Annotated in this window: 5 protein-coding genes; all 5 read right to left on the reverse strand. The window is 72.3% G+C overall.

Annotated features, from left to right (window positions below; translation table 11 throughout):
* Positions 1–28: 28 nt before the first annotated feature.
* Entirely contained in the window at positions 29–1,039 is a 1,011-nt protein-coding gene (locus tag ABD54_RS25150) for an oxygenase MpaB family protein (RefSeq protein WP_047872030.1), read from the reverse strand.
* 236 nt (positions 1,040–1,275) lie between these two features.
* The gene (locus ABD54_RS25155; RefSeq protein WP_047872031.1) at positions 1,276–1,857 is read right to left on the reverse strand and encodes an ATP/GTP-binding protein; all 582 of its coding nucleotides are present in this window, start codon (positions 1,855–1,857) and stop codon (positions 1,276–1,278) included.
* On the reverse strand, positions 1,838–2,281 hold the full coding sequence (locus ABD54_RS25160) for a DUF742 domain-containing protein (RefSeq protein WP_047872032.1): 444 nt from the start codon (positions 2,279–2,281) through the stop codon (positions 1,838–1,840). The genes ABD54_RS25155 and ABD54_RS25160 overlap by 20 nt, the downstream gene beginning before the upstream one ends.
* A gap of 8 nt (positions 2,282–2,289) precedes the next feature.
* Positions 2,290–2,745: a roadblock/LC7 domain-containing protein gene (locus ABD54_RS25165; protein WP_013151333.1), complete on the reverse strand. Its 456-nt coding sequence runs from the start codon at positions 2,743–2,745 to the stop codon at positions 2,290–2,292.
* A 2-nt stretch (positions 2,746–2,747) separates the two neighbouring features.
* Positions 2,748–5,327: a nitrate- and nitrite sensing domain-containing protein gene (locus ABD54_RS25170; RefSeq protein WP_047872033.1), complete on the reverse strand. Its 2,580-nt coding sequence runs from the start codon at positions 5,325–5,327 to the stop codon at positions 2,748–2,750.
* Positions 5,328–5,367: the final 40 nt, after the last annotated feature.

A 5,367-nucleotide genomic window follows, 5' to 3' on the forward strand; every position in this document is an offset into this window, starting at 1 on the left:
GTCGAGCGGGAGAGGGGGCCGGGGGCCGCTACCTCTGCGCGTCCTCCTCGGAGGTCGGCGCGGACGCCTCCCCGGCTGGCCCCCCGGGCGCCTCCCCGCCCGCGGGCGCGACCGCCTGGTCCGGCGCCGGCACGCGGGCGCCCGTGGCGGCGACCTCGCGGGTCACCATGCCGTGCGGGACCGGGCAGCCCTGGGGGAAGGTGCCGATCCGGGAGGGTTCGTAGCCCCGGGGGTAGCTGCGGATGTTGGGGCTCATCCTGGCCCAGCGCGGCTCCCGGCGAGGCGGCATCAGGCGCACCATCCGGGCGCGCAGCCTCAGCGCGCCCGCGCTCAGCCGCCGCCAGGTGGCCGAGGGCTCGGGGTAGCCGAAGGCCTGGATGAGCCGGTCGTCGAGCAGGGCCTTGGTGAAGGGGCGCACCAGGGGTCGCTGCCAGGCCGGGTAGAGGTCCACCATCAGCCCCAGGGTGGCGTCGGAGACGGCCCGGCCGCCCTCGGTGTAGGCGAAGTGTTCGCGCTCGTAGGAGTCGAAGAGTTCGAGGAACCCGGCGTAGTCCTCGGGGATGTCCTTGATCCCCATGTGCCTGCCGAGCTTGCGGTAGTAGTTGGTGTTGGCGGCGATCTCGTGGTCGCTCAGCCTGCGCCAGCCGTAGCCGTGGTCGTTGATCCAGCGCACCGGCATGACCACGAAGGTGCTCAGGACGTAGCGGTAGTCGTCGTTGCCGATGTCGTAGGAGCGGTGCATCTGGTTCATGCGGCGCAGCGCGTCGCGGCCGCGGCCCGGACCGAACCCGTGCTCCATGATGTCGTTGAGGATCAGCGCCGTGTCGTCGTAGCGGTGCTGCGTGCGCTCGGTGAACTCGCGCGTGTGCGCCAGCAGCTCGCCGACGCTGGGCACGGCGTAGGTGCGGTACAGGGCCAGCCCCAGGGCCTGTTCGATGTCCCACGGGAACTCGTGGCTGCCGAGGATGCGCACGATCTGCTCACAGTCGTCCTCGGCGTCCAGGGCATGGATCCGGTCGCGCCACTCGAACCGCTTCATGGGCAACTCCAGTCACCTTCGTGCGGGCCCGTTCGGACGGGGCCATGGTCTGCGGGTGTGGCACGCCCGCGGCGCTCCACGGGGCGCACTTTACCTGGAAGCCCCTTGTGTACACCGACTCCGGGCCTCCGAGTGTGTCCGCAACCCGGCGGGACGTCCGAAACCCCCGGGTTCGTCCCCCTGCGGACGGCACGAGGGGGCGGGGGACCGGCCCCCGCCCCCCTCCCGGAACGGACTCAGGCGGCCGTCCGCTCGGCCACCCGGTTCACCAGCGTCACCAGCACCGCCTTGGCCGACTCGCGCTCACGCGCGTCGCACAGCACGACGGGGATCGCGGGGTCCAGGCTCAGCGCCGCGCGGACCTCCTCGGGCTCGTACCGGTGGGCGCCCTCGAAGCAGTTCACCGCCACGACGAACGGCACGCCGCGCCGCTCGAAGAAGTCCACGGCGGCGAAGCACGTCTCCAGGCGGCGGGTGTCGGCGATGACCACCGCGCCCAGCGCCCCCTCGGACAGCTCCTCCCACATGAACCAGAACCGCTCCTGGCCCGGGGTCCCGAACAGGTACAGCACCAGGTGTTCGTTGACGGTGATGCGGCCGAAGTCCAGCGCCACGGTCGTGGTCGTCTTGGCCTCCACGCCCGACAGGTCGTCGATCCCGTAGCTGGCCTCGGTCATCACCTCCTCCGTGCTCAGCGGAGCGATCTCGCTGACCGATCCGACCATCGTCGTCTTACCGGCCCCGAAACCCCCCGCCACGAGGATCTTGAGCGCCGCCGGAACGGGCGCCTGCGTGTCGTCAGAGTCGCTGGATGCCATCGAGAACCGCCTGGAGTACGTCCCGGCTGACCGGGCTCTTCGCTGTGTAGGGGGCGCGGGCCAAGGCGAGGCCGCGGTTGAGCAGGTCGCTGAGCAGGACCTTGACGACGGCCACCGGGATGTCCAGGTGCGCGGACACCTCGGCGACCGACAGGGGCCGTCGGCACAGCTCCAGGATGCGTATCTGCTCCGGCTCCAGCGCCATCTCGTCGACCTCGGCCCGCTTGGCCGCGATCACGACGCTGATCATGTCCAGCTGCACGGTGTCGGCGTGGTCGCGCCCCTGCGCGATCACGTACGGCCGTACCAGCGGTCCGGCGTCCTGCTGCCCGACCGCGGCGCCCCCGTCGTACCCGCCGACCGCGTCCCTCTGGGGCAGGCCGTGCGGATCCTCCTCGGGCGGCAGCTCGTTGTGCGCTTGCATGGCGTCCCCTATCGCGTGGCTTCCCCGGAAGCGCCCTCGCGTCTGGGCGCTGCGTCCAGATAACGGCCCACCTGCTCGACCAGCACGTTCATCTCGTAGGCGATGAGGCCGACGTCGGCGCTCTCCTCGGCCAGGACCGCCAGGCACGCCCCCCGGCCGGCACCGGTGACGAACAGGTACGCGCTCTCCATCTCCACGACGGTCTGGAGCACCTCGCCCCCGCCGAAGTGGCGGCCGGTGCCCCGGGCCAGGCTCTGGAACGCGGACGCCACCGCGGACAGGTGCTCGGCGTCCTCCTTGACCAGCTCACGGGAGCGGCCGATCAGCAGCCCGTCGGCGGAGAGCACGATCGCGTGGCGGGAGCCCACCGCGCGGTCGAGCAGCTCGTCCAGCAGCCAGTCGATGTCCTTCTTGCCCGCGCCGCTTCCACTGTCACGCTGGGCGCTTTCGGGAGTACTCGTCACGGTTACGCGTCCTTGTCGGTGTCGTTGGTCTGCTGCTTGCCTTCGCGCCGTCCGCGGTCCGTGCCCTTCTGGAACGCGGACATGTTCCGGCGCAGGCGCGCCAGACGCTCCTGGCCGTCCTGGGCCCCGTTCGGGGAGGACGCGCCCGCCGCCGCGGAGCCGCTCCGGGTGTCGTCCGAGGGGTCGGTGGCGAGCTGCGGAGCCAGGTTCTCCTGGGGCCGCCGCTTGGGCAGCGGCGGCCGTCCCCCGCCCGCCTCGACCATGGCGGGCGGTTCGGCGCCGGCGGAGGGTTCGGGGTCGGGGACCGCGCTGACGGACGGGGCCCGGGTGGGCAGCGGCGTCCGGGTGGGCAGCGCCGGACGGTCGCCGTCCGCGTCGAGGAGGTCCGCGCCGCCAGCCGGGGCCTCGGCGGTCACGGCGCCCTGCCCCCCGCTCCCGGCGGGGTCCGCGGGGTCCTCGTCGTCCCGGGCGGGGGCCTCCTCCTGCGGCGCGGACACCGAGGTCAGCACGGGCTTGACGCGCCTGCCGGACGACAGCTCGCCGCCGGGCGCGCGGTCCAGGATCTCGCGCACGTCCCACACCTGTTCGCCGCCCTCGTCGGAGGGCAGCGGGGAGCGGTCGCCGGAGATCAGTTCGTGCGGCAGCAGGACGATGGCCTGCACACCCCCGTACGGCGACGGGCGCAGGTGCACGCGGATGCCGTGGCGGTGGGCCAGGTGAGAGACCACGAACAGGCCGAGGCGCATCTTCTCGTTGAGGCGCATCACGTCGAACTCGGGCGGGCTGGACAGCAGCGCGTTCGCCGAGGCGAACTCGCTCTCGGTCATGCCCAGGCCCCGGTCCTCGATCTCGACCGTCACGCCGTTGGGCACGTCATCGCTGCTCAGGCGGACGTGGGTGTGCGGCGGGGAGAACATCGCGGCGTTGTCGACCAGCTCGGCGACCAGGTGGATGACGTCGGCCACGGCCGGGCCGTTGAGGTGCACGCGGGCGATCCGCTCGCGCTTGACGCGGGTGTAGTCGCCCGACTCGGAGATGGCGCCGCGCAGCACGTCGATCAGCGGCATGGGGCGGTGCCAGGTGCGGCCCGGGGCCTCACCGCCCAGGATGAGCAGGTTCTCGGCGTTGCGGCGGGAGCGGGTGGCCAGGTGGTCGAGCTTGAACAGCTGGGCCAGCTGCTCCGGGTCCTCCTGCTCGCGTTCCATCCGGTCCAGCAGGCGCAACTGGCGGTGGACCAGCGTCTGGCTGCGGTGCGCGATGTTGAGGAACACGCGGTTGACGCCCTGGCGCAGCTCGGCCTGCTGCACCGCCGCGTTGACGGCAGCGCGCTGGGCGGTGTTGAACGCCCTGGCCACGTCGCCGAGTTCGTCGTCGCTGGCGGTCAGCGCGGGAAGGGCCGCCTCGGTGTCCACGCGCTCGCCCTCGTGCAGGCGGCGCATGAGGTCGGGCAGGCGGTTCTCCGACAGGTCGTTGGAGTCGTCGCGCAGGCGCAGCAGGCGCTCGGTGAGCAGGTTGGAGGACCGGCGGGCCAGCAGGAACGCGAACCCGATGACGGCGGCGACGCCGAGGCTGCCCGCCACGGCGACGACCAGGGCCCGGTTGGCCTCGGCGCGGGTGACGTCCGCGGCGTGCAGGGCCTCGTCCGCGCCGATCGCGGTGAGCTCGGACAGGACGTGGTCGTAGGCCTCGTCCCACGTGGCGCGGTCCACCGGCATGGACAGGTCCTGGACCTCGCTGACCGCCAGGGTCACCGGGTCGGTGACCGTCTCGGTGCCCGCCTGGCGGTCGATGATCTCGTCCTGCATGCGCTGGAGGTCGGCGTACTCCTGGCTCGCCAGCAGGTTCTCCAACCGGGCCTCCTGGCCCTCGCCCTCCAGGTAGTGGCCGTTGGCGGCGAGCATGCTCTCGTAGGAGCCGACCAGCTCCGTGAAGTGGCGCTGGTCCTCCAGGGACAGCTCGTCGGTGGCGAAGGCGTGGGCGATCTGGGCGTCGGACCGCGCGAACAGGTCGACCGCGCGGAACATGTAGGTCGCGGTGAAGCTCGGACTGACCGCGCCGTTCCCGTCGCTGCCCGCGCGGGTCTGGCTGTCGAAGCTGTCGGCGCCGTGCAGGATCAGCTCGTCGTAGTAGTCCAGGACGTCGGCGCGGGAGGCCTCGCCCGCGTCCACCGCCGCGCGGATCGCGTCGATCTCGCCGTACTGCATGTGCAGCATCTCGATGTGGTGGCCGCTCTCGCCGGGGGCGATGTCGGCGAAGCCGACGAGCTCGCCCACTACCGCGCCCAGGGAGCCGTCGGTGCTCTCGCGGGCGTCGGCCAGTTGGCGCTCGGTCTCCGCGTCCCCCGGGTTCTCGATGAGGGCGATCGTCTGCGTCCGCTCCCGCATCACGTCCACGAGGCCGATCGCCGCCGGGGCGACCAGTTCGTCGGTGGCGTTGGCGCGGAGGCGCTGGAAGACCGCGTCCCCGGCCAGGGCCACGGTCAGGGCCAGCCAGAGCACCACCAGGGCTGTGGTGGGGATCATGACCATTGCGCGGATGCGGGAGGTGATGCTCCGACCGCGTCGCTGGGGTACTGCCTGCACGGTTCTCCTGTCGATCCGCGTCGGGGGGGGCTTGTGGGGG

The organism is Nocardiopsis sp. RV163 (assembly GCF_001029525.1).
Lineage (GTDB): Bacteria > Actinomycetota > Actinomycetes > Streptosporangiales > Streptosporangiaceae > Nocardiopsis > Nocardiopsis dassonvillei.

What these genes read in the sequence shown, in the direction of transcription:
- ABD54_RS25155 (WP_047872031.1), bottom strand. Translation starts at nt 1,857, where the DNA reads ATGGCATCCAGCGACTCTGACGACACGCAGGCGCCCGTTCCGGCGGCG.
- ABD54_RS25150 (WP_047872030.1), bottom strand. Translation starts at nt 1,039, where the DNA reads ATGAAGCGGTTCGAGTGGCGCGACCGGATCCATGCCCTGGACGCCGAG.
- ABD54_RS25160 (WP_047872032.1), bottom strand. Translation starts at nt 2,281, where the DNA reads ATGCAAGCGCACAACGAGCTGCCGCCCGAGGAGGATCCGCACGGCCTG.